Below are 24,561 nucleotides of genomic sequence, written 5' to 3' on the forward strand. Positions count from 1 at the left end.
TTTTGTTATAAAATGATAATCAGAAGACCAAATATGGCAAGGAGATAAGTCATGAAGCTAGTAATTATGATAATAGGTTGCATAGTTTTTCTAACAGGCTGTGTTAGTTTATCTTTGCAACCAGCAAAGATTAGCAGTTATGATAGTGGCATAAAGATCTATCAAGATTCCAAGCCTACTTCTAAGATACAAATAGAACTCGCCCAAGAAAAAGTTGGCGGTTTTAACACCACCCCTTTAGTTTTATACATAACAGCAGAAAGCAAAGATACACAAAATACCTTTGATATGTCTAATATAAGCTTTTATATGAATGACAAAGAAGTCTTTCCTCTAACTTATAGCGAGCTAAAAAAAGAAAGCCTAGATCTAAGTGATGTAGCCTATGATTATGGAATCTATATAAAACCACAAAGTGCAAATAAGATAATGATAGCAAATGAGCTTCACTCAGGTGAGCCAACTTATGTCCCACTTAGACCTCATGGTATACATGCCTTTAGCATTAAGTACGCGCCAAATAGCTATGTCGCTTCAAAGCAAGACTTACAAGCTAGGCTTAACCAAAATGCAAGAGCTAAGACTAATGCTTTGATATATAAGAGCTATCTTAAAAAAGACACTCCATATAAAGGTAGCATACAAGGAGGCTTTGTGCTTATACCTTATAAAGAGCTAAAACCTGGAATCTTAAGAGTGATAGTTAAAGTAGGAGATGATGCTTATAGCACGCAAATCAAGCTTTTAAACGCTTCAAGGTAGAAGCTAGGTTAGTAAAAACTGATGTATGATTTTCCTAAGAATCTAAAAAAGCTATATCTTAAACATAACTCATAAGGAGCACTAAAATGAAACTGTATCTAACCATCCTTACTTGCGTAGTCTTTCTTACAGGCTGTACTAGCCTAGTCTTACAGCCAAGCCAAGTTAGTAGCTATGATAATGGCATAAAGATCTATCAAGATTCTAAGCCTAACTCTAAGATTCAACTAGAAGTTGGCCAAGAAAAAGTTGGTGGTTTTGATACTACACCACTAGTTTTATACGTAACAGCAGAAAGCAAAAATACCCCAAGTATATTTGATCTTTCAAATCTCAGCTTTTATATGAACGGAAAACCAATCTATCCTCTAAGCTATGATGAGTTAAGGTGGGCTAACTTAAATCTAAGTGATGCTGCTTATGACTATGGAGTTTATACAAAACCAGCAAGGATAAGCACAGCTTTAACTCCAAGTGATATCTATTTTAGTGCACCTTTTTATGCTCCTTTTGTCCCTTTTGGAATCTATGGCTTTGGATTTAACTACGGCTTTTACAACTACGCCATAGCACGCTCAACCCTCCAAGCCCAACTAGACCAAAACGCTATCAATAAGGCCAATGCCCTAATCTATCAAAACTACCTTAGAAAAAGTACCCTATTAAAAGATAGTGCAAAAGGAGGCTTTGTGCTTATACCTTATAAGAGGCTAAAAGCTGGAACTTTAAAAGTCACACTAAAAGTAGGAAGTGATACCTATGATACAAGTATCAAACTCTTAAAGCCTAAAGATGCTAAAAAGATGAAACAAGAAGATATAAAACAAGATACCAAAGACGCAGAAAAAGCTAAAAACTAAAAGTAACAAAAATAGATTCTATATAGAATCTATTTTGTGATGCCTACTTTTTACTATCAAAAAACTACAAACTAGTATATTTAGTTAGCGCTTAATATATTAGTTTGTTAATATTTCTCCATAAATACTTAAGATTTAAAAAGATAAAATGACTTCAAAGAACTAACAGATAGCACAAAAAGCAAAGATAAGGAGGCCTAAAATGACAAGACATACCTTTAAACTTAGTCTAACTCTTGGAATCTTTCTAGGCTCTTTTAGCTTTGCTGGTGGGATAAGGACAGATGTAGACTTTCAGCAGTACCTTGACTACGCGGAAAATAGAGGTCGTTTTAAAGCTGGCGCTACTAATGTGCCAGTTTATAAAAAAGATGGAAGTATAGCTGGCTATATAGATTCTATCCCAGATTTTTCAGGCAATAGTGATGTGCGTGGGAATGTCACTATGTTTAATGAGAGATATGGCGTAAGTGTAGGGCACATGACTTCAAGTGGCTTTGCATCAACTAGTTTGGAGGGAGAAGGGCCTTTTACTGGATATGAACGCGGCAGTGGAGTTACTTTTAATGGAGAGAAAAGCTACTATGTAATAGCAGAAAAAAGAAGTAAATGGGATAATCCAAAAGACTACTATGTAGGTCGTTTCCATAAGCTAGTAACTAGCACTAGACCTTTGTCAAGCATAGCTACTAAATATAGTGATGTTGAGTTAAGAAGTGATGATTTTCCAGGTGATAAAACTAAGTTTGGAGACGTAGTTGGTGTAGGGGCTGGAAGGATGTCTGGCATAGCTCCTAGTAAACAAGTAGTGATGCTAGCAGGTGCTTTAGGCTATAAAACAGGAGGTATAACTATCTCCACTCACACTGGAAGTAATGGAATCTATCGCTACATAGCCACAAATACTTTTGATGAGAAAGAGCCTCTTTATCGCTATGTAGATGGTGGTGATAGCGGAAGCCCACTTTATATCTATGATAAGAGTGATGATAAGTGGTATCTCTTTGCAGCCCACTCTAATAGCTCTAGAAATGGTCCTAATGGCACTCCAGCAGTAGGAAGCACTCATAATGCAAACATTATGCAAAGTGATACTTTTAAGTACACAAAGTCTTTTATAAGTGCTAACTTAACAGGAAGTGAAACTATCGCTTGGAATCTTTATAATGATAAGGGTGAAGGGACATTAACTCAAGGAGATAAAACTTACAAATATATAGGTATGAATAAAGAGAATAGAAATAAAACTCCAGATGAGCTTGGAAGACTTCGTCTTGGTGGCCTTACTAAAGACTTAGTTTTTACAAGCGAAAGTAAAGAAAGTATAGATATCAACTTAGTAGATTCTATAAACTTAGGTGCAGGGGCCCTTTACTTTGAAGGAAACTATATTATTCAAGGCAAAGATGCTAATACCTACTTTGTAGGCGCTGGACTTGATATAAGTGAAGGTAAAAAAGTCACTTGGACGCTAAAAGGCATAAAAGGAGATAGCCTTCATAAAGTAGGCAAAGGTACGCTTTTAATACAAGGAAGTGGGGATAATCTAGGCGATGCATCTATTGGTGATGGAAGTGTTTTGCTTAATCAAAGTGAAGGCAAGGCTTTTGATAAGTTAGAGATAGTTAGTGGGAGGGCTATAGTTAAGCTACTTAGTGATAATCAACTTGACTTTGATAAGCTTTACTTTGGAAGTGATGGAGGAGTGTTAGATCTAAATGGGCATGATATAACTCTAACTCAGTTTAACGCCTATGATAAGGGCGCTAATATAACTAATACTAATGTGACCTTTAATACTATAACTCTAAATAACACTAGAGATGATATTAATCCTTATAAAAATGAAAATTCTAATCCTACATTTAAAAAAGCTCCAGATTCTAAAAACTCACATATGCAGGCTTATCATGGGAGATTTTCTGGTAACGCTAACTTAGTTTATAAGTCTAATGGAAGCCATAAGCTTATCTTTGATGGTGGAGTGGATAGTAATGGCAGGCTAGATATTAAAACTAGTGGACTAACTTTGCAGGGTAATCCAGTCTTGCACGCTTATAATAAAAGCATATTAATAGATGCTCCAGACACACAAGGAAATAGCCCGCTTATATCTTTTGGCATCCAACCTAGTGCTTCACAAAGTGACTGGGAAACTAACACTTATATCTTTAAAGAAGGCATGCACTTAAAAGAAAATGCAAGCTTAGATGTTGGTTATCACGCTGAAGTTAAGGCTGATGCTACTTTAGGAAAAAATGCCACTTTAAACCTAGGTATAAAAAATGGCGACTTAGTAAGTGTCGATAGGCTTTATGGAGTGCTTTACGCACAAGATTTAAAAAGTGAAGCCTTAAAGCTTGGTCTTGATAAAGAAAGCTACTTAGATCCTAACTTGCTTCCTACCTCACTACGCGGTGATATCACACTAGCTACTAACTCTACTTTTAATATTAATAGTGCTAGTTTTACTGGAAGTATAAATCCTAACTCTAGTGCGCAACTAGGAACCTTAAACTTAGATAACTTTAGCGCACTAAACTTTACTAAAGCAAGCACTCTAAAAGCACTAAATGTAGCTAGTGCTAGCCTTAACTTTAATATAACAAAGCTTACGCCAGATATACCTTTTATAAAAGTAAGCACTGCTAGCTTTTCTATGCAGTCTTATATAAATATAGCCTTACCAGAGCTAAACTTTTTTGCTACCTACTTAGATAAAAACTACACTCTTTTAAATGCAAGTGAAGGTATCTCTTATCTTGAAGGAGCTACTAAAATATCAAGTAATGATACTAAGTATGTGCAGCTTCAAACTAAGTTTAAAAATAATATCAACTTTAACACTAACACTACAAAAGGCCTAAGACAACTAAGTGATACTACATTTATAACAAAGACTTTAACTACTAAGGATGTAGGTTTTAAGATAACTACTACACCCAAGACATTAGATACTATAAAATCTAAAGCAGATCTAGCAGAAGAAAAAGCTGAGGCTAAAAGACAAGAAGAACTAAAACAAAAAGAGTTGCAAGAAAAAGCTAGGAGGGAAGAAGAGGCTAAAAGAGAAGAAAAACTTAGGCTAGAAGAGCTTTTAAAAAAGCAAAAAGAAGAAAAGGTCTTACAAGAAATACAAAAAGAATCTAATAAGCCTAAACCACAAGATATAACAGAGGCTAAGACAAAAGAGCTACTTACAAAATCTACTGCAACCTTACCTCCTTCAAATAAGCCAAAAAGTGTAGGTGAGATTTTAAAAGAAGAGATGCTAGGTAAGCTAAAGGGTGATACTAGATTAGGCAGGCTAAAAGAAGCTATGATAAAAGATGATGCTGTGTTTAATGGACAGATAAACAAAGGCAACTTAGTTGGTGATAGGTTTGATAGCCTAACTAAAAGGCTAGATTCTAGTCTTGAAGGTCTAGCTAGACTTAATCTACCTACGCAAGTAAACAAAACACTTCAAGACAACATAGCCCTAGTATCAGGTGCTAGGATGATAAAAGCCCATAATCCACTAGCTTTTAACAAGCCTTTAAAACTAGATACAAAAACTGCCCTAGCTAGCAATATAAATACCATGCATAATCTTTCACAAACAACTCTAAGTGATATAAATGCAAACAATCTAGTATTAAAAACAGTGCTTGATGTCTTAGAGTTAGATGAAAAGAAAAATGCCGCTTGGATAAATCTAATAGGTGCTAGACGAACACTAAAAGGTGCTTTTGCAAATATCTATGGAGTAAGTCTAGGATATGATAGAACTTACTCAAAGGGTATATTTGGAGTTTATGGAACCTATGCAACTGCTAATACAGATGGAAGTTTTGAAAGCATATCTTTAGACAATAGATCTCAAAACTATGAAGTTGGAATCTATGGCAACCTTTTAGGTGTCTTGCTAAAACGTGGGGAGCTAGACTTACTAGCCTCTTTTAATATCGGGGATAACCAGCTAAACATCAGCGATACAAACAACCTCCTAACTAGAAAACAAAACTATCTAAGCACAAACCTAAACACTAGACTAAGATATGGGCTTAACTTTAAAGCAACAAGCACCTTAATCTTAAAACCCTTTCTTGGACTAGGCTACACCTTAGGTCTTCAGCACAAACCAAGCACTACTAGCTCTTTTTTAAACAACCTCTATGTAAAAAATAGTGCCTACTTAAATGGTGAGCTAGGCTTAGAGTTAAGAAAGTACTTTAGTGCTAAATCTTATCTTTACTTTATTCCTAGTCTAAAACAGCTTTTAGGACTGGGTGATAGCGGTTTAGTTCTAGCAGATAACTTAGTATACAAATCTAACACTCCTAATAACACCTACATACAAGCCATGCTTGGAGGTGAGCTAGAGCTTTTTGACCTTGTATCTTTAGGTGCTAATGTAGGCTATATAAAAGGGCTAGTTTTTAAAGATGATAGCTTATTTGGCACACTAGAGTTTAAGCTTAGATGGTAAAAGTTTTTTGCTTGTTAGCTTTACATAAAATCCTAAGCAAAAAAAGACTTTATACTACTTTTAGTTTCCTTAATTTTTATCTAGTGATGCTTAAAATATAGCCTAGATCTTAAAACTTATAAAATCCCCCTTGTGCACTGCTTTTAGCTTTTGATTATCAAAACTTAAGGTAAAATTAAACAAAAAAAGATTCTGTATGGAAGAAAATCACATCTTACTTAGTGCCTCAGCCGGAAGTGGAAAGACTTTCGCCCTCTGCCTTACCTATGTAGCACTACTACTAAAACAAGCAGAACCATCCCAAATAGTTGCCATAACTTTTACAAAAAAAGCCAGTCTTGAGATGAGTGAGCGTGTATTAAAATTTTTAAAAACACTTAAAAACTACGCACAAAACAAAAACACCTTAAGTAAAGATCCTTTAGCTATAAGCTTACTAGAAGGCTTAAAAAGTGAGTTTGATATAGATGAAGCTTTTGTTATAAAGCATATACAAAAAATCTATCTTAACTACTTAAAAAGTAGTACGTTTATAGGCACTATAGATTCTTTATTTAACAAAATATTAAGGCGTTTTAGCTTTTTTGTGGGGATAAAAAGTGATTTTGATGTAGGTTTTGCTGATAAGAGAGAGCTTTTAGGCCTTTTTTTAGAACAGATTCTAAAAGATAATAAAGAGTTAAACTTACTTTTAAGCCTTATGAAGTTAAATAATAAAATAGACCTAAATGATATCTTAGATCTTTTAGAGACCTTACATGATAAGTTTTATGAGTTTGAACACTACCCACAAGACACTCAAGATATAAAAGAAGCAAATAAGCAACAAGCCTTAATAAAAGCCTTACTTAAAGAGACACTTACTAGCTTTAAAAACTTTCTTACCACTTTATCTATCTCTAAAAAACTTGACTTTGATAACAGAAACATAAAAAGTATATTTAATAGCTTTGAAAATAAGTCCCTACTAAACTCAAGGCTTTTTTATGACTTAGACTATGTTTTTGCAAAAGGTGCCTTTAGTAGTTTTAAGTTAAAGGACGAAGAAAAACAAAACATAAAAGACTTTCAAGAGAAAATCCAAGAGCTTTTAAGACAAAAAGAAGCTTTAGATGAAAAGATAAGATTTTCCTACCTTATAAAGATAATTGATATTTATGAAAGATCTTTACTGCGCATAAGCCTAAGGACTAATAGCCTAAGTTTTGATCTAGTAAAACAAAAAGTTTTTGAGCTTATGCTAGGAAAAAGTAAAGATAGTGATACAAGCTTTAAGCAAAGTCTTATGGAGGCAAAAGGGTTTAATAGTGAGTTTTTCTACTTTAGGCTTGATGGAAGCTTTTCTCACATGCTTATAGATGAGTTTCAAGACACTAGCATGATGCAGTATAAGATTTTCTCACCACTTTTTGAAGAGTTTAGAAGTGGCAAGGGCACAAGCGAGATGCCTAAAAAACTATTTTTCGTTGGGGATAATAAACAAAGCATCTATCGTTTTAGAGGTGCTAATCCAGAAGTATACAAACACGCCCTAACCTACACAAAAGAAAAGCTTTTAAAATATAACTACAGATCTAGTATCAACATAGTAGATTTTGTTAATGACACCTTTAAAAAAGCTTTTGAAAGCACGCCTATAACTTATACGCCACAGATTCCAAAAAGCAAAGAAGATGGCTTTGTAAAAGTTGTTATAGCTCAAAAAGTAGAAAAAGATGATGATCCTTCATATACTGCTTGCCTTAGTGCTTTAAACCATATAAACTTTTTGCTAGATAAGGGTATAGATTCTAAAGAAATAGTAGTTTTGGTTATGAAAAGAAAAACAGGCGAATCCCTTATAAATGTAGCCAAAGAAGAAGGATTTAAGCTTAACTTTAGCATAGATGGCAAAGAGCCTTTAAATGAAACCAAACACGTAAAGATTATCTTTTACGCACTAAAACTTAAAAACTTACAAGAAAGTATAAAAGCAGCTAAAGATTTAAGTCTTAAAAGCATTCAAACAAAGACAGCTAAGCTTTATCAAAAAAAGCTTGATAAGCTTTTAGGAAAAAGCTACTTTGAAGATATCTCTTTACCACAAGACTTAGACTTAAACCTCTCACTTCCAAAACAGATAAAAAAAGTTATAGATGCTTTTAGTTTAAACTCACATGAAGCACTGCAGTTTTTAGAACTAAGCTTAGAGAGTAAAAATGTCCTTTCCATAGATGAGCTTTATGAAAAAGCTAAAAGTGTAAAGTTTATCTTGCAACAAACTTCAAGCCTTCAGATTATAACTGTTCATGCCTCTAAGGGACTAGAATTTAAACATGTTGTCTTTTTAGATACTAACTCATCACAAAAAAGTGATGCTTTAATATATAACTATAAAGACTTAAACTTAAAACAGATAGTTTTTAAAAGTGCTAATAAAGAGTTTATAGATGAAAGCTATGCTAAGGCAAAAGAAGAAAATGACAACTTAGACTTTATAGATAGATTAAATCGCCTCTATGTAGCTTTTACAAGAGCAAGAGAAAGCCTTTATATCTCTTTAGTTAAGCCTAAAGTTTCACAAAAAGATATAGCTACTATTTTGAATCTAGCGCCTTTTGAGATTGGTTTTATAAAGGCTCCTTTAGAAGTAAACTCGCAACATAAAGTAGCTAAAGAAACTAGAAGGTTTCACACCTTTGGGCTTCATCCTGAAACTCAAAGTAAGTTTTTGAAAAAAGATGAAGAAAGTAATCACACACTTTTATATTCCCTAGGCTTAAAAGATTCTAGCCTTAAAGGGCTAGCACTTCATAAGGGCTTAGAGTTAAGTCTAGGATACACTGAGGTTAATCCAAACTTAAAAGATATATTACTTAGTGAGTTTGGCTTTTTCTTAGATGCAAAGATGCTTCAAGACCTAAGTATAAAAGCCTTAAGTCTTATAAAAGATAAGTCTTTAGATAATGCTTTTAAAGACAAAAAGATAAGCTCTGAAGTATCCTTTTTATCAAACAAGAGACTAAGACGCATAGATGCGCTTTTACACAATAAAGATGACTTTGTAGTCTTGGAGTTTAAAAGCTCTTTTAACCCTACACTTACAAGCAAGTATGAAGCACAGCTTAAAGACTACCTAGACTTTATAGACACCTACTATAATCCTAACTCACTAAAAGGCTTACTGGTCTATATAACAAGCAGTGATATGAAAGTACAAAAAGTTCTACTACAAAAAGGAGACGCATGAGCGGAGAGACCTACGACAAAATAGAAAATGGCACTAGCCTAAGACAAACTTTAAAAGGCTTTATAGCCCACGAATCTTTTGGTGGGATCTTACTTTTTTTCTGTGTTGTTATAGCTATGGTTATCGCAAACTCTCATTTTAAAAATATCTACTTTGATATCTGGCATCACTATATAGACTTTAAAGTAGGGCCTTTAGTCCTAGCTCACATAAGCATCATACATTTTATAAATGACGTGCTTATGTCGCTTTTTTTCTTGATGGTAGGGCTAGAGATGAAGCGAGAGGTTTTATATGGTGAATTAGCCGGATTTAAAGCAGTTAGCTTTAGTGTCTTTGGGGCTATAGGTGGGCTAGTTTTACCAAGTGTGATTTATATCTTTTTTAACCACGGAACTCCTAGTGCTGAAGGCTTTGGGGTTGCTATGAGTACTGATACAGCCTTTGCTTTGGGAGTTATCTTACTTTTAGGAAAGCGTATCCCTCCAGTTATAAAAATCTTTCTTGTAACCTTAGCTGTGGCTGATGACTTAGGGGCTATTATAGTAATTGCTGTTTTTTATACTGAGGCTATAAATATGGAGTGGATTTATGTAGCCATAGTCTTACTAGTTATACTTATCATCTTTAACTATCTTGATATAAAGTACATCTCAGCCTATCTTGTTATAGGGGTTATACTCTGGTTTGCTATCTTTTTTAGCGGGATACATGCAACAATAGCTGCAGTTTTAGTAGCCTTTATCATCCCAGGTAAGTCTCAAGTCTCAAGAAATAGCTACTTAAAACTAAAAGAAGCCTACAACAAACTCTACTTTAGCACGCGTGCAAGTGCTGAAAGTTTTAATGTCTTAGAGATTCAAAGAAGCAATATATTTGCACGTATAGTTTTCGGCATAGGAGACTTTTTTAAAGGTGCTTATAAAAATATAAAAAACTTTATAAGCCCAAAAAGTGATGCTCAACGTGAAGTAGATATGCATGAAGAGCATAAAAGAGTAGAGCTACTTGATACTATCTCACGCTATTCAAAATACGCCCAAAATCCACTAGTTAGGATAGAGTACATCCTTCAACCATTAAATGCCTACTTTGTCGTACCACTTTTTGCCTTTGCAAACGCTGGAGTAACAGTTGGAGCAGGGCTAGACTTCCATATAGATGGAATCTTACTTGGAACTATTTTGGGCCTTGTTATAGGAAAGCCTATAGGGATCTTTTTGTTCACCATCTTTAGTGAAAAAATCGGCCTTGCAAAAAGACCTGAAGGCCTAAGTAACTCTCACATACTTTCAGTTGGCTTGCTAGCTGGCATAGGCTTTACTATGTCTATGTTTGTGGCAAATCTAGCCTATAAAACCAACGTTGAAGCTATAGATCTAAGCAAGATAAGCATACTTATAGCCTCAGCCATAGCAGCTGTAGTTGGAGTTATAGGGCTAACTTTAAGCACATCTAAAAAGTCTAATATAAAAGAAGAGGAGCTTTAAAAAAAGCTAAAATAAGAGCTTAAAAAAACTACTCACAAGCTAGGCTTAAAAGCAAGCATTAAAAAAGGAGGGCTAATTAAAGGCTATGCGTATAACTGAAGTTTTAGATACAACTTATGGCAAGCTAGTTAACGCGCCCTTTATAAGCGCCTTTCTTTCCATAACCTGCGATGTAACTCACGTAAAAACTGGCAGTCTTTTTTTTGCTAAGAATAAAGAAGAGATAAAAGAGGCTGTAGAAAAAGGGGCTTATGGGATAGTATTTTGTGGTAAGTGTGAGATTATAGATGATGAGATAGCATGGATACAAGTAGATTCTATCCTTGAAGCCTTAAACCTACTTACAAGATACATCCTAAGTGCACAAAACATAAAACTAGTAATACTTGAAAGCCTAGAGCTTGAACTAGCTAAAGACTTAGAGCTTGATGCATATATATTTGAAGAAAGTGGTTTAGAAAAGCTTATAGAGTTTATCTATGACAAAAGTTCTTTAGAGTGCTTTTTTTTGCTAACTAAAGATAAAAGCCTAAAAGATTTACTACCTAACACTTTAAAATCTTCAAAGATAAAAGTTACTAGCAAACTAGGCTTGCTTACTCACACACTACTTGAAACTACATATACCTATAAAGATAAAGTTTTTAATTTGCCTTTGCCTTATGTATTTTTACCTTACTTAGAAACCTTACTAGCAACTTGCGAGATAGCCTCTTTAGAGCCCTCTTTGATAAACTATAAAAAAAGTGCACTTATAGAGTTTTTCTATCTAGATACTACTCTTTATTTAAGCGAAAAAGAAACATTTAAAACACTCATGCTTATAAATAACAAAGACGTCTTTATGCTTTTTGCAGACTACTTAGAAAAAGAAGCTAAGCACTTAAAGCTTATGCTTTTAGCCCTAGATCTTAAAAGCACTTTTACTAGCTCTAAAGACTTTACTAACTTCCAAATTTTCAAGGATAAAGATAGTCTTATAAAAACTATAAAGCTTTCAGATTTTAATCTATGCTTGACTTATGGCTTAAAAACTACTTTTTTGCATCAAAGCTTTATAAAAGATACCACTTCAAAAGGACTATTTTAAGTCTATGGAACACGTGCATAATCTACTAGATAAAGAAAAAAAACTACTAGCAGCTAAAGATATCTTAGCACTAGATAGAGACCTTAAAAGTTTAAGTCTTCCAAAAGCCTTAAAAGTAGAATCTAAAAATGGACTACATCTAAGTCTAAATGCACCTTTAAGCAAAGAAGTAAAAGACTATATCCTAGCTTTAAAGCCCTGGCGTAAGGGGCCTTTTTTTCTAGATAGCTACTTTATAGATTCTGAGTGGCAAAGCTTTATAAAACTTTCTGCTCTTTTAAAGGTTGTAAAAGCTAGTGATATAAACCTAGCAGACAGTGACATCATAGACATAGGGGCTAATAATGCCTACTATGCTTTTGAGCTAGCATTAAAGGGTGCAAAAAGTATAACTTGTCTTGATCCAAGTGGGCGCTTTTACAAGCAGTTTGAGTTTATAAACTTACTAGCTAACTTTAAAAATATAAACTATAGACTTTTAGGCATAGAAGATTCTCACTTACTACAAAAAAGCTTTGATCTAGTGCTTTGCTTAGGTGTTTTGTATCATAGAAAAGACCCACTAAACACTTTAAAAGAGCTTTTTAACATCACTAAAAAAGATGGCGCACTAATCTTAGAAACGCTAATCATAAACTCCAAATCTCCACTTAGCTACACACCCTACCCAACCTATGCAGGGATGAAAAATGTCTACTTTTTATTCTCCCCTAGCGCTTTAGTTAATCTTAGTCTTCATGCTGGCTTTAAAAATTGTGACTTAGTGCATAAAAGCTATACTACTAGCAAGGAACAACGAAGCACTCCTTTTATAGATTCTAAAAGTCTAGGAGATAACATAGAATCTATAAGGCCAAGAGTACAACGCGCCATATTTATATTAAAACGATAAAACTTAAAAAGGATAACCATGGATGAGATAACAAACACCAGTCTTAGTGAAAGAAATATAGCCCTTGATATAAACACCAAGCTTGCAGGTGAGTTAACACATATCTCTCAAGGCACAGCCCATCTTAACTTTACACCAACTGAAGACATGAGGCTAGATAATAGACTTATAAGCAGTGGCTTTATCTTTAACTCAGCTAGCTTTTGTGCCCTAGTTGCGGTTAATAAGAAAAATAGCCTAGTTATAGGCGCTGATATAAAGTTCCTTGCACCCATAGAACTAGGCTACACTATAAACTTTAAGGCTAATGCCTTACAAGATGACACTAAAAAGATCGAAGTGCAAGTTGAAGGCTACTTGCTTGATATTAAAGTTTTTTACGGCATGTTTTATATAGCTGTGTTTGATAAGGGGATATTTAAGCTTAAAAAAGGAGAAAGCTAGATGCTTATAGCTTTAATCATACTTTGCGTAGTTTTTATACTACTTTCTATCTTCTTAGCTTTTAAGAGCAAAGCTCTTAAAGAGCTTCAGTCCCAAGACTTTCAAAAGATGCACGCCTTAGAGTTAAAGTTTAATGATCTAGCCTCTAAGCTAGTTTCTCAAGATGAGATATATAAGTCTTATAAGACACAAAAAGAAGAGCAAATAGATGAGTTAAAACAAAGACTAGAAAGTGAGGCTTTAAACTTTAAGCAAGAAAAACTTGCCTTGCAAAAAAGCTTTGAAGGTGAGTTGCAAAGGCAGCATGCTATCTATGAGCAAACTTTAAAAGATAATAAAGCCGCACTAGATTCCCAAAGAAAAGAGCATGAAGCAAACCTAAAAGCACAGTTTGAAAGTATAAGTGCTAATATCTTAGAAAAAAGAGAAAAAGACTTAGAAGAAAAACAAATCCAAACTTTAAATCCACTAAAACAAGCCATAGAACACTTTAAAACTGAGCTTTTAAACTCCACTAAAGAAACCCACACCAAGCAAACCGAGCTTACTACTAGTCTTAGACATTTAAATGAGCTTCATGCTGCCATGAGCACTGAGACTAAAGCACTAACAAAGGCTTTAAAAGGGGATAGCAAGGTACAAGGTGACTGGGGAGAGATGATACTAGAGCGTATGCTTGAAGCAAGTGGGCTTCAAAAAGATAGGGAGTTTTTCGTGCAGACAAATATTAAAGATGAAGCTAGTAATAACTTGCGTCCTGATGTCATCATAAAACTGCCTGATGAAAAAGTAGTGATTATAGATTCTAAAGTTAGCCTAAAGGCTTATGTAAACTACTGTGAAACACAAGATGCAAGCTTTTTAGATGAGAATCTTTCTAGTATAAAAAACCATATAGAAGGACTTTCTAAAAAAAGCTATCAAGACTTAGATATCTATAATGACACTCTTAGTAAAGAAAAACTAGGCTTTAAGATAGAACAAAGTAGCTTCCAGTATGTCATCATGTTTATCCCTGTAGAAGGGGCCTACATAGAAGCACTTAGAAAAGATTCTAGCCTTATAGCAAAGGCTTATGAGAAAAAGATCCTTTTAGCTTCTAGCAGTACCCTTATGCCTATACTTTCTATCATCGCTAAGATTTGGCAAGATGCAGCACGTGATAAAAATATTAATGAGATAATAAAGCAAGTTAATAACATCATAACTAAGTTTGAAAACTTTGAAAATGACTTAGAAGCTGTTGGGAAAAATCTAGATAGGGCAAAAAGCGAGTATGAAAAAGCCTTTATAAAAGTAGCTGGCAAGGGCTCTATAAAAAGTAGTATCACTACGCTTAAAAAGCTTAAAACTAGTGAAGGACTAGTAGATATAAAAGCAGATTCTAAAGATGATATGAGTTTAGATTTTTCAAAGTAAGCAAAGGTTTTTAAGCTAGAAGATAAAAAGCTTTATAAAAGCAGTCAAACCATAAGCACTAAGTAACACTTACACTTTTGAAGCAAGGCTTAATCTCATGGCACGCTTTCACGATCTACTGCATCTTGCCTTGTAAACAAAACCTCTATAGTTCTTGCAATAAGACTTCACTTTAGAAAGTAGTTACTTCCACTTAAAAACTCCTAGTTTAAGCTTTAGTCACAAGGCTTAAACTTCACCCCTTCTTTTTAAGTAAGACTATTTATCGTTTTGTATTTAATTTAAGCCCAAGCTAACTCATGCCTTTACTCAAAATACGAAAAAGTCTTATAGCCGCCATCTTGAAGATACTTATCTTTTTGCATTAGCTTAATATCACTTTTCATCATATCTTTTACTAAAGCCTTTAAGTCATACTCTGGTTCCCAGTTAAGTAAGTTTTTAGCCTTGCTTGGATCCCCTAGCAAAAGCTCAACTTCTGTTGGTCTAAAGTAGCGTTTATCAACTGCTACTACTTCAGTGCCAGGCTTTATCTTGTAGTCTCCTTCACACTTTGTAACTACTCCTACTTCATTTATGCCTTCACCCTTAAACTCTACTGTTATCCCTAACTCTTTAAAGCTTAACCTTACAAACTCTCTAACTTCAGTAGTAACGCCCGTAGCTATAACAAAGTCACTTGGAGTATCTTGTTGGAGTATTAGATACATAGCGCGCACATAGTCTTTTGCATGTCCCCAGTCTCTTTTTGCGCTTAGATTCCCAAGGTAGAGTTTATCTTGAAGGCCTAGGGCGATTTTTGACACCCCGCGAGTGATTTTACGCGTAACAAAGGTCTCCCCCCTTATAGGACTTTCATGGTTAAATAAGATTCCATTACTCGCAAAAATATTATAAGCCTCTCTATAGTTCACTGTTATCCAGTAAGAGTAAAGCTTAGCTACAGCATAAGGACTACGTGGATAAAAAGGAGTAGTTTCACTTTGAGGTACAGCTTGCACTAGTCCATAAAGCTCGCTTGTGCTTGCTTGATAAATCTTAGTGTGGCTTTCAAGCTTTAAGATTCTAATGGCCTCTAGCAATCTTAAAGTGCCTAGTGCGTCAGCATTAGCCGTATATTCTGGTGTATCAAAACTAACTGCAACGTGGCTCATAGCTGCAAGGTTGTAAATCTCATGAGGTTTGGTTTCTTGAACTATACGTATAAGGTTAGTTGAATCTGTCAAGTCACCATAAAAAAGTTTAAACTTAGAATCTTTAGCGTGGGGGTCTTTATAAAGGTGGTCTATCCTATCTGTGTTAAAAAGTGAGCTTCTCCGTTTGATGCCATAAACCATATAGCCCTTATTTAATAAATACTCTGCAAGGTATGCGCCATCTTGCCCTGTTATACCTGTGATTAATGCTACTTTTTCCATGTGCTTTCCTAAAGTGTTGTCTTAAGTGAGATTATAACAAAGTGCAACCTTCTTATCTACAAGAAATGAAAAAGCCAAATGATATAAAAACTTATTTAGTCTAGATACTTTTTAGCCCACTCTTCCATCATGGCTTTTTCTTTTGGGTTTAGGTTGATGTGATAAGTCTTGCTCATATAAAGATAAGTCCTGCCAATCTTTCCTTTAGAGTAGTTAGCTGGGTAAAACTTTCTAGCCTTAAAGTCTGTATAAACTTTGCAGTTTCCATACTCTGTGTACTTCAAATCTTTTGGAGCTTGTGCATATCTAAAGTTACTTCTATCTCCATTTATCTCGCCAACTGCAGGCACTAGATTATGCATATCACCTTCCATCTTTTGAAAAGTAGGATCTTTTTGGCATGCCTTTCTGCCGCCCTCCCTCCAGCATTCTAAGTGCCTTCCAAAGTTGTAAGCTGGCATGATGTGTTCCCACTCTATACGTCTAGCCCTTAAGTTAAGCTTGCCTTTTTTTGTGTACTTATTACGCGGGGTGTAGTTGCTACTAGGAAGCAGCTCTAAACTTACACGCTTGCCTTTATAAACTGCATGAAATGGCACTTGACAGTAAAAGTCTATCTCTTTGTCTTTAGGTAAACTAGCATAGTATTTAGTAAGTTCCCTTTTAGCTTCTGCAAAGTTTGAAGCATGCATATTAAGAGGAAAAGAGCTTAAAGGTGAGTGAGACTTAGTACTTGAAGCTCCAAAAACTAAGCTTAAGCTTGCAATAAACATTAGTGATAGAAGTCTTAGTTTCATTAAAAGTTATCCTAGATTCTAAGTGCTTGCTTTAAGTAAGCGTATATGATATAAATTAAGACATATTATAACCACCCAGCCAAACTTATAAGGAGAAGTGTCATGTCTATATTTCTTTGTTCTATATCAAATGTAAGTAGTGGTAACTGCCCTGAAGACTGTGCTTACTGCACTCAAAGCGTGCACTATAAAACTAAGGTTGATACTTATAAGTTTAAGCCAATTGAAACTATTATCAAAGAAGCAAAGTATCTTAAAAGTTTTGGCATGCTAGGTTTTTGTTTAGTGACTTCAGGACGAAGCTTAGATGATGATAAGCTAGACTACATAGCACGCGCAAGTTATGCTTTAAAAAAAGAGGATTTAGATTTACACTTAATAGCTTGTTGTGGGAGTGCTTCTTTAGAATCTTTAAAGTACTTAAAAGAACATGGTGTAGATAGCTATAACCATAACTTAGAAACTGCACAAAGCTTTTTTCCTCGCATCTGTTCAACCCATACTTGGGAAGAAAGATATCAAACTTGTGAAGATTCTCTTAGGGCTGGACTTGGGCTTTGTTGTGGTGGGATCTATGGTCTAGGGGAGAGTTTTTCTCAAAGGATAGAGTTTTTAAAAGCCTTGCGTGAGCTTAGCCCTCACACTATCTCACTTAACTTTTATATGCCTAATCCTGCCTTGCCCATAGAAACTAAAGTTATGGACAAAAAAGAAGCCCTAGAGTGTGTGGTCTTAACTCATGAGTTTTTGCCTAACTCACGCTTGATGATTTCAGGTGGGAGGGAAGCAGTCTTTGGGGAAGATCAAGCAGATCTTTTTAGATATGGGGTTAATGCCATAGTACTAGGTAACTACCTAACTACTAAAGGGGCTTCTCCAGCACGCGATATAGGTATGTTAAAGTCTTATGACTTAGATATAGCTACTAGCTGCCATGCTATGTAGTAACTTGAGTTAAGAAGTGATATGGAGGAGCTTAACCTTGTTAACTTCGCAGTCCTAGCCTTTCTCATAGTTATAGCACCTTATATAGGTAGATTATTTAAGATACCTATCATAGTCTCTGAGATGGTCCTAGGCGCACTAGCTTTTTATAGTGGGATCTTAAAAAACTCTCACGAGTTAGAAATCCTTGCTCAAATTGGCTTTTTGTACCTAATGTTTTTAGCGGGCATGGAAGTAGACTTAAGAGGCTTTTTACAACTTGGAAAAAGATTCTATAAACGTGCATTTTTTTACTTTGTATTACTTTATGGTTTTGCAACAGTTATAGTAGTAGTCTTAAATCTACCTTTTTTATATATAGCTACTTTTCCAGTTATGAGTGTAGGCGTGATAATAACGCTTATTAGAACCTATGGCAAGGATAATGAGTGGCTAAATATAGCCCTAAAAATTGGCATAGTGGGCGAGCTTGTAAGCATAGTAGCACTAGTTATAGTTAATGGTGTTTATAGTTATGGTCTTACAAGCCTTAGTCTTTATAAAACTTTAGGCATCTTAATAGGCTTTATAGTAGTTATAGCTGTGCTTTTTAGGGTAGGTAAGATAGCTATATGGTGGAAGCCTAAACTTAGACTTTGGTTTATGCCACCTAGTGATTCTAACTCGCAAGATATACGCTTTTCTATGATGCTTTTTTTCGTGCTTATAATGGTAGTTGGGCTTTTAAGTTTAGAGCTAGTTTTAGGGGCATTTTTAGCAGGCATGATAGTGGCAACTTTTTTTGCCTACAAGACAGATATGATACACAAGCTTAATGACGTAGGCTTTGGCTTTTTTGTACCAGCTTTTTTCATACACGTAGGTTCAACCCTAGATCTAACTAAAGTCTTTGCTGATTATAGTGTCTTAGTACATGGAATCTTAATCATACTTGGCATGCTTGCTATAAGGATGCTTTCAGCTACCATAGTTTTTAAAAGCTACTTTAAGAGTGTAAAAAACACTATGCTTTATGCCTTTAGTGACTGTATGCCTTTAACTTTTCTAGTAGCTACTGCTTCACTAGGCTACTCCCTAGAAGCCATAGATGAAAAAACCTACTATGCTTTTATAATAGCTGCGATTTTAGAAGGTATACTTTTTAATATGGCCATAAAGTTTATCTACAACTTTAAAAGCCACAAGATAAAACAAGATAAACCCTAAGGACTAAAAACAACATGACCCAAGATAAGATTCTAAGTAGACTTTATGCTCCATTTTTGCAAAAGTTTAAAAGCAGCTCTAAGCTAGATGCAAGGCTTGACTACACAGACGCACTTAAATATATAAGAGAAAATATCATCCTTAATAAAGGCCATGTCTACTTAGACTACTCAGCAAGCGCTTTAGCTTTTGGGCCTATAGAAAAACGCATACGTGAACTCCTGCCCTATCTTGCTAATACCCACTCAAACTCAAGCACTCACGCACAACTTATGAGTTTAATCTATGATGAAGCTAAGACTAGATTAAAAAAGATTCTAAAACTTGAAGCAAACTTTGCCCTGCTTTGTAACTTCCCTAACTCAAGCTCTGCTATAAAAAGGGCTCAAGAGATACTAGGAGTTTATATTCCACCAAAACTAAAAGAGATACTGCATCCAAAACCACTAGGTGTATGCCTCCATGGTGGATTTGAACATCATTCTAATGAGATCTCATGGAGGGAAAGCCTACTTAAAAGTGAAGGAGTAAGTTTAGATACTAACTTAGAGTTTAGTTTAGAAAACACTCAAGCAAAGATTGATACCCTTAAAAATAAGGGTGCTTTAAAGGGGATAAAACTAGCAAGTTTTAATCTAGCAAGCAACGTCACTGGCCTTATAGCCCCTTTTAAAGATCTTAGCCCTCTTTTAAGAAAAGAAGACTTTATAGTTATGTATGACCTAGCAGCAAGCGCGCCCCACCTCCTAGTAGAAGGTAGATACTTTGATATAGCAAGCTATGCAAGCCATAAACTCCTAGGTGCAGCTAGTGCTAGCTCACTTTTAGCTTTTGATACAAGGCTTTATGATGCAACACTGCCTCCAAGTTTTGCAGGTGGCGGGAGTATAAAATATGCTAATAGCCTTACACAAGAGTACTTCTTAGATATAGAAAGAAGGGAAGAAGCAGGCACTTTAGATATCTTAGGCCTAGTAAGAACTGCCCTAGCCTTCCAGCTAGTAGATGAGGTAGGCTTTAGTTATATAGAACTAAAAGAACAAGCACTTAGACAAGTTTTACTTTACGAGTTAAAAAATATCCCAGCTATTAGCATCTATGGAGAAAGTTACAAATCTGCAACAGCTTGCATAAGCTTTAATGTAGCAGGCATCTCACCTTACTCTCTAAGCTATATGCTAAGCAGTGAGTATAATATCCAAACGCGTGCAGGCTGCTCTTGTGCAGGCCCTTATGGCCATGAGCTTTTAGGCCTAAAGGCTAAAAGTTTTAAAGACTTAGATGAAAAACCAGGCTGGTTAAGAGTAAGTCCTCACTTTTGTGAAAGTTTGGAAAATATATACTATTTTTTAGATTCTCTTACTAAAAGTGTTAGAATCTTACGTAATAAAATGGCTTAAGGCAAGAACCTTGATTAGGAGGCAGATCATAGAACCTAGCATGATTTCATATTGTGATAAATACGTACAAGTTAGACTACCAAAAAACTCCCTTCTCTTAAGGAAGGTTATAAACTACGCTAATAAACACTTTAGCCAAAACATCAAACTATCTTCATCAGTTTTAATCTTAGATGATGGAGAAACTTATAAGAAGGAGTACTTGCTGCAGTGGTGTATACATGCAAGTGCGCCAAGTCTTGAGACTAAAGCCTTAGATTCTATAATCAAAGAAGCACTAGATCGTGCTCACCTACCTTTGCATATAAAGATAACTAGTGAAGATGACTTATTAGAACAAGTCCGCATAAAAGCAAGCGTTATAGGCATAAACCGTGTGCTTTTAAAGATGGAAAAAGAAAATTTTGTAGCAAAAAGATATATAAAGCTCTTTTTTCAAAAATACTGCCTTAGCGATAAGGGTAATGAGATCTATCTAAATGCAGTAGGTCAAGAGTTTTGGGATAAGATCATTAATCTAATAAGTTTTAAGATCATCCACAACGTCATGCTAGTTTTTGAGTTTAACGACTTCATGAGTAAAGAGAAGTTTGAAAGTGCTAGCGCTCAAAGCTTTTTAACAAGAGAAGAAAGAGAGCTTAGAAGAAGCTACTCGCTTTTAGATTCTAATATAGGTGATGACTTTGGAGTTGTTAAATCACGCTACTTAAAGCTAGTTAGAACCTACCATCCAGATATGGTTTATGGCAAAAACAAAGAGATAGTTGATGCTTATATAACGCGTTTTATAGCTATAAAAGAAGCTTATGAAGTTGTGAAAAACTCTTGTAAAGTAGCAAGCTAGATGCAAAGCACCAAGTCTAGTAAGACTAAAAAACCCATAAAAAAAGTAGGCATATCCCTAAGGCCTAATAGCCCCTCTATAAAGCCTATCTATGATGCTCTAGTAGATGCCTTAGCAAAAGTTGGCATAAAAACCTTTTTGGAAGAAGACGGCGCTAACATGCTAGGCAGTAAAGATGGAGTTAGTTTAGATTCTATCCTTAAAGAAGCAGACTTGTTAATAAGTATAGGGGGAGATGGCACGCTTATATCCCTAGCTAGAAGAAGCTACTCTAGCAACCTACCCATACTTGGTATACACACAGGCCACTTAGGCTTTCTAACAACTATCCTGCCAGATAAGATAGAGATGATGGCAAAGCGTTTAAAGACTAATGAATATGACTTAAATGAACATATGATGTTAGAAGGCTTTGTTCTTAGAGTAGATAGCAACGGGAAAATCATAAAAAAAAGTAAAAAAGTCTATTGCTTAAATGAGTTCTTGCTAGGCAAAAAAGACTACTCCATGACAGATATAAGAGCCTATATAAGCAGTAGCAAAAAAGACATACTTTTTCAAAAAGATAGCTCTTGCAAGCTCATAAATGAGTATAGATTAGATTCCTTACTAGTAGCTACTCCTACAGGCTCTAGTGCTTATAACATCTCAGCTGGTGGAAGTGTCGTGTATCCTTACTGCAAAAATATACTTTTAACTCCAGTTTGTGCCCACTCACTAACCCAACGCCCATTAATCCTTGATGATAGTTTCTACCTAGCTTTTAAGTTTAACAAAGATAGCTGCGTGGTTTGTGATGGTCAAGAAAGGCTAGAAGTTTTAAAAGAAGAAGTTTTTATAGTCCATAGTGCAAAACACAAAGCCTATCTTGTAAACCTAGGTGAAAACTACTTTGACACCTTAAGAGAAAAGTTTGGCTGGGGCGCATGATAGATAGGATCTTTATAAAAAACTCTCCTACCTTTAAAAGCCTAGAGCTAGACTTAAAAATGGGCTTTAATGTCATAAGTGGTGCTAGCGGGAGTGGTAAGTCAGTTTTTTTAGAATCTATCCTTGCTATCTTTGGGCTAAAAGAGCCAAATGCTGATTTGGTTGAAGCAGATATAACTATAAAAGATATAGATAAAGAGCTTGAAAGCCTAGGCATACTCTCAGAAGATAAAGACTTACTAACTATAAGCATAAAGCGTCTTAATGGTATGCGCTACTTCATAAACAACCAAGCAGTGTCAAAGAAAAAAGTAAATGAGCTTACTTCAAAGTTTGCTAAATATATAAGTGCTAAAAATGCAAGCGAACTAGAAAGCGAACACGCACTAAATGTACTAGATTCTTTAATAGCTACTAAAACTAGTGACTATGAGATGCTTTTAGAAAACTACAAGCAAGACTATAAAGACTATAAGTTAGTACTAAAAGAGCTAGAAGTTTTACGCGAAGAAGAACAAAATATAGCCAACTTAAAAGAGTTTGCTAACTTTGAGATACAAAAGATAGAAGCCATAAACCCAAAAGTAGGCGAGTATGAAGAGCTTTTAAGTCTTAAAAAAAAGCTTTCTTTTAAAGATAAGATTCTTTCAAGCGCGCAGCCAGTTTTACATACTTTAGATGGGCTAGATTCTGTAGTGAAGTTTTGTGAAAACGTAGGGATAGAAACTAGTGCTTTCTTAGAAAGTGCTACTGAGTTAAGAGTAGAGATAGAAAGAGCTATAGATGAGTATGAAAACTTAGAGCTTGATACTGAAAAAACTCTAACTCGCCTTGAAGCCCTAGGTGACTTAAAACGCCGTTATGGAAGCATAGAAGAAGCCCTCTCCCACCTAAACATCCAAAAACAAAACTTAGATAAATATAACAACATAAGCTTTAATATAGAATCTATGCAAAAAAAACTTAGTACTTTAGATAAGGCCTTAAAAGATAAAGCTAGCAAGATAAGCGCCCTAAGAAAGGCTAGCCTCCCTAGTCTTAGTGACTTACTTACTAGCTATGCTAAAAGTGTGCATCTTGATAAGATAGAACTAAGGCTAGAAAAAGCAAGCTTAAACACCCAAGGTGAAGATATGCTTTATATCTTTCTAAATAAAACTGATAAACAAAACTTAAGTAGTGGGGAGTATAACAGGCTAAGGCTTTGCATGCTTTGTGCTTCTACTAGCATAGATAAAAGCAAGGCTGATAAGGGCGAGCATGTATTAGTATTAGACGAGATAGATGCTAACTTAAGTGGAGTTGAAAGCCAAGGGGTAGCAGCCTTACTAAAAACACTAAGCACTAAGTATCAAATCTTTGCTATATCCCACCAACCTCATATGCCCTTACTAAGTGATAGCCACTATAAAGTCTTAAAAAACAAAGATAACTCAGAGATAAAATTGCTTGACTTTGAAGGAAAAGTAGATGAGATAGCGCGCATGATAAGTGGTGATACTCCAAGCAAAGAAGCTCTTGAGTTTGCAAGAAAAAGTTTAGGGAAATAAGAGTTCGGGGAAAGAGTTTATAAAAGTAAGCCGCAAGAGGCTTATTAGAATCTCTTCATATATCCTTGCGCAAGTTGTAAGGTAGCCTAAGATAATCTAGTGTTAAAATTTAGATTCTATCTTTTCTCATTTCAACTTCCACATAACTTACTTAGTAGTCATTTATAGTGATAATGTAGATAATAAAAACCACCATAAGCTTTTTACATCAACTTTTCATAAAAACTAAAACCTTATATGTATAAAAATGTGACTAATTCATCAAGTAAACTTTACATTTGAGTGGTATTTATGTTTAAATAACACTTCTCAGTCTCATAAGTTAAACTATATTTAACTAAGTCTTGACCATTTTTATCTTACAAAGAAAAGGAACTTCCACTTATGAAATTAAAACTTATATCTTTCATGTCTTTTATATTTATAATCTTCATAGTCGTTTTTATACTCTTCTTCTACAACAACAAGTATCAAATAAATCTTTTTCAAGATGGTTTAACTAAAGCCTATTATGAAAACGCAGATAAGACATTAAAAACCACTATAGATTCTATGGCAGATTCTCTAGGTAGTCTAGTAAAAGGTATGGATGAAAAAGATCAATTAGCCCTCATATCTAAAGCCATCAATGGCGTCAATGATATCAGACTTGGGGGGGGGGGGGGGGGGGGGGAAGGGTATTATTTTGGACAAAAAGATCCAAACCCACTAATATATCAAAGACAACCCGACTTGGGTGGAAAAAACCAAAATTATTTAAAAGCGAAAAATGGCCATTAAAAATAAAAAAGTTAAACAAAAAAGGTTTTAAGGG

The 24,561-nt window shown here is 35.0% G+C and carries 18 protein-coding genes; 16 read left to right on the forward strand and 2 right to left on the reverse strand.

The annotated features are described in order from the left end of the window. The first annotated feature begins 51 nt into the window (after nt 1–51). The 9 genes from BKH43_RS05565 to rmuC all read left to right on the forward strand — a co-directional run bounded on the left by BKH43_RS05565 (nt 52) and on the right by rmuC (nt 14,657). The gene (locus BKH43_RS05565; RefSeq protein ID WP_095229446.1) at nt 52–762 is read left to right on the forward strand and encodes a hypothetical protein; all 711 of its coding nucleotides are present in this window, start codon (nt 52–54) and stop codon (nt 760–762) included. Between the two features lie 86 nt (nt 763–848). Further along, nucleotides 849–1,622 (forward strand): hypothetical protein, encoded by a 774-nt coding sequence (locus BKH43_RS05570; RefSeq protein ID WP_095229448.1) that lies wholly within the window; start codon nt 849–851, stop codon nt 1,620–1,622. Between the two features lie 202 nt (nt 1,623–1,824). Continuing rightward, nucleotides 1,825–6,093: a S6 family peptidase gene (locus BKH43_RS05575; protein ID WP_095229452.1), complete on the forward strand. Its 4,269-nt coding sequence runs from the start codon at nt 1,825–1,827 to the stop codon at nt 6,091–6,093. 196 nt (nt 6,094–6,289) lie between these two features. After that, on the forward strand, nt 6,290–9,322 hold the full coding sequence (locus tag BKH43_RS05580; RefSeq protein WP_095229454.1) for a UvrD-helicase domain-containing protein: 3,033 nt from the start codon (nt 6,290–6,292) through the stop codon (nt 9,320–9,322). After that, nucleotides 9,319–10,812 (forward strand): Na+/H+ antiporter NhaA, encoded by a 1,494-nt coding sequence (nhaA, locus tag BKH43_RS05585; RefSeq protein ID WP_095229456.1) that lies wholly within the window; start codon nt 9,319–9,321, stop codon nt 10,810–10,812. The genes BKH43_RS05580 and nhaA overlap by 4 nt, the downstream gene beginning before the upstream one ends. Nucleotides 10,813–10,897: 85 nt before the next feature. Then, a complete protein-coding gene (locus tag BKH43_RS05590; RefSeq protein ID WP_095229458.1) occupies nt 10,898–11,902 on the forward strand; it encodes a hypothetical protein in 1,005 nt (334 codons plus the stop codon). Between the two features lie 4 nt (nt 11,903–11,906). Next, on the forward strand, nt 11,907–12,794 hold the full coding sequence (cmoB, locus tag BKH43_RS05595; RefSeq protein ID WP_095229460.1) for a tRNA 5-methoxyuridine(34)/uridine 5-oxyacetic acid(34) synthase CmoB: 888 nt from the start codon (nt 11,907–11,909) through the stop codon (nt 12,792–12,794). Between the two features lie 18 nt (nt 12,795–12,812). Further along, the gene (locus BKH43_RS05600; RefSeq protein WP_253248058.1) at nt 12,813–13,238 is read left to right on the forward strand and encodes a PaaI family thioesterase; all 426 of its coding nucleotides are present in this window, start codon (nt 12,813–12,815) and stop codon (nt 13,236–13,238) included. Next, complete coding sequence (gene rmuC, locus BKH43_RS05605; protein WP_095229464.1) at nt 13,239–14,657, forward strand: DNA recombination protein RmuC; 1,419 nt, start codon at nt 13,239–13,241, stop codon at nt 14,655–14,657. A 305-nt stretch (nt 14,658–14,962) separates the two neighbouring features. Here the strand turns inward: rmuC and gmd are convergent, their stop codons facing one another. Together gmd and BKH43_RS05615 are read right to left on the reverse strand one after the other, a co-directional pair. Continuing rightward, nucleotides 14,963–16,075, reverse strand: coding sequence for a GDP-mannose 4,6-dehydratase (gene gmd, locus BKH43_RS05610; protein ID WP_095229466.1), 1,113 nt, complete (start codon nt 16,073–16,075; stop codon nt 14,963–14,965). 95 nt (nt 16,076–16,170) lie between these two features. Then, on the reverse strand, nt 16,171–16,767 hold the full coding sequence (locus BKH43_RS05615) for an endonuclease (RefSeq protein WP_095229492.1): 597 nt from the start codon (nt 16,765–16,767) through the stop codon (nt 16,171–16,173). Between the two features lie 207 nt (nt 16,768–16,974). On the opposite strand from BKH43_RS05615, the gene BKH43_RS05620 reads away from it, so the two are divergent. From BKH43_RS05620 to BKH43_RS05650, 7 genes are all read left to right on the forward strand, one after another. Then, nucleotides 16,975–17,817 carry a biotin synthase gene (locus BKH43_RS05620; protein ID WP_095229468.1) on the forward strand — a complete coding sequence of 281 codons (843 nt, stop codon included), beginning with the start codon at nt 16,975–16,977 and terminating at the stop codon, nt 17,815–17,817. A gap of 21 nt (nt 17,818–17,838) precedes the next feature. Then, entirely contained in the window at nt 17,839–19,023 is a 1,185-nt protein-coding gene (locus BKH43_RS05625; RefSeq protein WP_095229470.1) for a cation:proton antiporter, read from the forward strand. A gap of 14 nt (nt 19,024–19,037) precedes the next feature. Then, on the forward strand, nt 19,038–20,423 hold the full coding sequence (locus tag BKH43_RS05630; RefSeq protein ID WP_095229472.1) for an aminotransferase class V-fold PLP-dependent enzyme: 1,386 nt from the start codon (nt 19,038–19,040) through the stop codon (nt 20,421–20,423). Nucleotides 20,424–20,433: 10 nt separating this feature from the next. Then, nucleotides 20,434–21,267 (forward strand): J domain-containing protein, encoded by an 834-nt coding sequence (locus tag BKH43_RS05635; RefSeq protein ID WP_253248059.1) that lies wholly within the window; start codon nt 20,434–20,436, stop codon nt 21,265–21,267. After that, nucleotides 21,268–22,197, forward strand: coding sequence for an NAD(+)/NADH kinase (locus BKH43_RS05640; protein WP_095229474.1), 930 nt, complete (start codon nt 21,268–21,270; stop codon nt 22,195–22,197). Next, on the forward strand, nt 22,194–23,747 hold the full coding sequence (locus BKH43_RS05645; RefSeq protein ID WP_095229476.1) for a DNA recombination protein RecN: 1,554 nt from the start codon (nt 22,194–22,196) through the stop codon (nt 23,745–23,747). The genes BKH43_RS05640 and BKH43_RS05645 overlap by 4 nt, the downstream gene beginning before the upstream one ends. Nucleotides 23,748–24,131: 384 nt before the next feature. Beyond that, the gene (locus tag BKH43_RS05650; protein ID WP_095229478.1) at nt 24,132–24,527 is read left to right on the forward strand and encodes a hypothetical protein; all 396 of its coding nucleotides are present in this window, start codon (nt 24,132–24,134) and stop codon (nt 24,525–24,527) included. Nucleotides 24,528–24,561: the final 34 nt, after the last annotated feature.

Origin of the sequence: Helicobacter sp. 13S00401-1 (genome assembly GCF_002272925.1) — a bacterium.
In the GTDB taxonomy this organism is placed as follows: Bacteria; Campylobacterota; Campylobacteria; order Campylobacterales; family Helicobacteraceae; genus Helicobacter_I.